The sequence below is a fragment of the Pseudorhodoplanes sp. genome (assembly GCF_046289595.1).
Classification (GTDB): Bacteria; Pseudomonadota; Alphaproteobacteria; order Rhizobiales; family Xanthobacteraceae; genus Pseudorhodoplanes.
In genome coordinates this window covers 1-3,110 of record NZ_JBKBVB010000026.1, presented here as the reverse complement: position 1 = coordinate 3,110, position 3,110 = coordinate 1, and the positions used below count along the sequence as shown (strand labels likewise).

At 62.8% G+C, this 3,110-nt stretch carries 2 protein-coding genes and 1 pseudogene; all 3 read left to right on the top strand.

The window, feature by feature from the left end:
* Positions 1-118 precede the first annotated feature (118 nt).
* A complete protein-coding gene (locus ACK41X_RS07855; protein ID WP_409720986.1) occupies positions 119-862 on the top strand; it encodes a GntR family transcriptional regulator in 744 nt (247 codons plus the stop codon).
* 19 nt (positions 863-881) lie between these two features.
* Positions 882-2,621: an oxalyl-CoA decarboxylase gene (oxc, locus tag ACK41X_RS07850; RefSeq protein WP_409720983.1), complete on the top strand. Its 1,740-nt coding sequence runs from the start codon at positions 882-884 to the stop codon at positions 2,619-2,621.
* A gap of 130 nt (positions 2,622-2,751) precedes the next feature.
* Positions 2,752-3,110, top strand: a pseudogene (locus tag ACK41X_RS07845) (hypothetical protein); the annotation flags it as partial.

The window sequence follows — 3,110 nt, the reverse complement described above, 5'->3', positions numbered from 1 at the left end:
CGGGCGCGGCCGGCCTGAGGCGGCGGCCGGGCGTGGAACGATCCCGCAGCAAAGCAAAGGGGAGCATTGTGCCTGGCTCTGGAATATTGTATTCCACGAACCAGCAGGCGGTGATGCCATGACGTCCGAAACGACCAAAATTTCCGGGGCTGCGCCTTCCCGCCCGCGGGCGGAGGGCGAGGCCCATCGGCTGGCGATCGAGCCGATCGACACCTCTTTCAGCTTCAAGAACAAGGCCTATGCCGCGCTGAAGAACGTCATCGTCTCCATGGACATCTACCGCAGCCGCCAGGATATCCGGCTCGACGAGCGCCAGCTCGCGCAGGATTTCGGCATCAGCCGCACCCCGGTCCGCGAGGCGATGGCGCAGCTCGAACGCGAAGGTTTCGTGCGCTCGGTGCCGCGCCGCGGCGTCTATGTGGTGCGCAAGACCAAGAAGGAGGTGATCGAATTGATCACCGCCTGGGCGGCGCTCGAAGGCATGGCCGCGCGTCTCATCACGCAAAAGCCGGATGCCGATGTCTCTTCGCTGCGCGACATGTTCGCGACGTTCGTCGACGGCGAATTGCGCGCCCATCTCGACGAATATTCCGAGGTCAATATCGAGTTTCACCAGAGCATCATCCGCATGAGCGGCAATTCGGTGCTGATCGATCTGGCCGAGAATCTGTTCACGCATATGCGGATGATAAGGCGCAAGACCATTGTGGAGCGCGACCGCGTCGATCGTTCGATCCGCGACCACATGAACATTATCGAGGCGCTGGAAGCCGGCGACACCGTGCGTGCCGAAACGCTTGTTCGCGATCATGCGCTCGGCCTCGCCGATCATGTCGCGAAATACGCCGATTATCTGGATTGAGTCTGGGGAGAGTTCAGCCATGGCAGAAGCCGCGGTCGCCAAGAAAGCAGAAGCCAAACCGGAAGCCGAACAGGAACTGACCGACGGCTTCAATCTCGTCATCGATGCGATGAAGCTGAACGGGCTCGACACGATCTATAACGTGCCGGGGATTCCGATTACCGATCTCGGCCGTATGGCGCAGGCCGCAGGTATCCGCGTGCTGTCGTTCCGCCATGAGCAGAATGCCGGTTATGCGGCGTCGATCGCGGGCTTTCTGACCAAGAAGCCGGGCGTCTGCCTCACCGTGTCGGCGCCGGGCTTCCTGAACGGATTGACTGCGCTGGCGCACGCGACCACGAACTGCTTCCCGATGATTCTGATCTCGGGTTCCTCCGAGCGCGAGATCGTCGATCTGCAGCAGGGCGACTACGAGGAGATGGACCAGCTCGCAATCGCCAAGCCGCTTTGCAAGGCTGCGTATCGTATCCTGCATGCCGAAGACATCGGCATCGGATTTGCACGGGCAATCCGTGCTGCGGTGTCGGGCCGTCCCGGCGGGGTCTATCTCGATCTGCCGGCCAAGCTGTTCGGTCAGGTGATGGACGCCGAGAAGGGCCGCAAGTCGCTGGTCAAGGTGATCGATGCGGCGCCCGCCCAGATCCCTGCGCCCGATGCGGTCAAGCGCGCGCTCGACGTACTGAAATCGGCGAAGAAGCCACTGATCATTCTCGGCAAGGGTGCGGCTTATGCGCAGGCCGACGACGCGATCCGTCAATTCGTTGAGAAAAGCGGTGCGCCGTTCCTGCCGATGAGCATGGGTAAGGGCCTGCTCCCCGACACGCATCCGCAATGCGCGGGCGCGGCGCGTTCGACGGTGTTGAAGGATTCCGACGTCGTCATGCTGATCGGCGCCCGGCTCAACTGGCTGCTTTCGCACGGCAAGGGCAAGGCCTGGGGCGATACGCCGAAAAAATTTATTCAGGTCGATATCGAGCCGAAGGAGATGGATTCCAACGTCGAGATCGCGGCGCCTGTGGTCGGCGATATCGGCTCCTGCGTTGCGGCGATGCTGGCCGGCATGGGCGGCAACTGGCCCGTGCCGCCGGCGGACTGGATGGCAGCCGTCACCAAAAAGCGCGACGAGAACATCGCCAAGATGGCGCCGCGGCTGATGAACAACAACGCGCCGATGGATTATCACGGCGCGCTTGGCGTTCTGCGCACCGTCATCAAGGAGCGGCCTGACGCGATCCTGGTCAACGAGGGCGCCAACACCCTCGATCTGGCGCGCGGCATTATCGATATGTACCAGCCCCGGAAGCGACTCGATGTCGGCACCTGGGGCATCATGGGCATCGGCATGGGCTATGCGATTGCCGCCGCCGTCGAGACCGGCAAGCCGGTACTCGCGATCGAAGGCGACTCGGCCTTCGGCTTTTCCGGCATGGAGATCGAGACCATCTGCCGGTATCAGCTGCCGGTCTGCGTGGTGATCTTCAACAATGACGGCATCTATCGCGGCACCGACGTCAATCCTGCGGGCGACGATCCGGCGACGACGGTTTTCGTCAAGGGCGCGCGCTACGACAAGATGGCCGAGGCATTCGGCGGGGTCGGCGTCAACGCAACCACCCCGGATGAATTGCGCCGCGCCGTCAACGAGGCCATGGATTCCGGCAAGCCGACGCTCATCAACGCGGTGATCGATCCGGCAGCCGGCAGCGAATCGGGGCGTATCGGCAACCTCAATCCGCAGAGCGCGCTGAAAAAGAAATGACGCGGCTGTTCACCTTGAACATGAAGGCAATTTGATCCTCTCGTCGCCGCGAAGGCGGGGACCCAGAGCTCCGAAAAAGAAGGTTCTGGATGCCCGCCTGCGCGGGCATGAGCGGGAAATGGAGAGAACGATGGCGAAGAAAACGAAATCGAAAGCCCGCAAACCGGCCAAGCCTGCCAAAGCGGGTGCCGTGTCCCTGGGCAAATCTCTGGGCAAGTCTCTGGCCAAGTCGCGCGGCAAACCGGCAGCGAAGAAGGGTGCGGCGAAGCGATCGGCCAAGGCTGCGTCGAAGTCGAAGACCCTGCGCAGCGTTGCCGGCGGGCTTGCGACCGCGGCGTTGGCCGCGGGTACCGCGGCCGCCGCAATCAAGGGCGCGCAAGCACTTCGCAAGAATGGCAAAAACGGCAAGAATGGCAAGCCAAAGTCCGCGCTGCCTGCGCCGTCGAAAAAGCCCTTCGGCCAGGCCGGCAAGGCGCTCGACGGCGTGCG